Source organism: Desertibacillus haloalkaliphilus, from assembly GCF_019039105.1.
Classification (GTDB): Bacteria; Bacillota; Bacilli; order Bacillales; family KJ1-10-99; genus Desertibacillus; species Desertibacillus haloalkaliphilus.
In genome coordinates this window covers 1-353 of the sequence record NZ_JAHPIV010000463.1, presented here as the reverse complement: position 1 = coordinate 353, position 353 = coordinate 1, and the positions used below count along the sequence as shown (strand labels likewise).

General features: G+C 55.2%; 1 protein-coding gene. It reads left to right on the top strand.

The features are described 5' to 3' along the window. Nucleotides 1-353, top strand: a 353-nt coding sequence (locus KH400_RS22820) for an AAA-type ATPase lid domain-containing protein (protein ID WP_498067643.1), incomplete at both ends; no start/stop codon positions are given.

Here is a 353-nt window from a genome sequence, read left to right as displayed (position 1 = left end):
ATTATCGTCTGAACGTGTTGACGCTCAATCTGCCGCCGCTACGTGACTGTCCGCAGGACATCATGCCGTTAACTGAGCTGTTCGTCGCCCGCTTTGCCGACGAGCAGGGCGTGCCGCGTCCGAAACTGGCCGCTGACCTGAATACTGTACTTACGCGATATGCGTGGCCGGGAAATGTGCGGCAGTTAAAGAACGCTATCTATCGCGCACTGACACAACTGGACGGTTATGAGCTGCGTCCACAGGATATTTTGTTGCCGGATTATGACGCCGCAACGGTAGCCGTGGGCGAAGATGCGATGGAAGGTTCGCTGGATGAAATCACCAGCCGTTTTGAACGCTCGGTATTAACC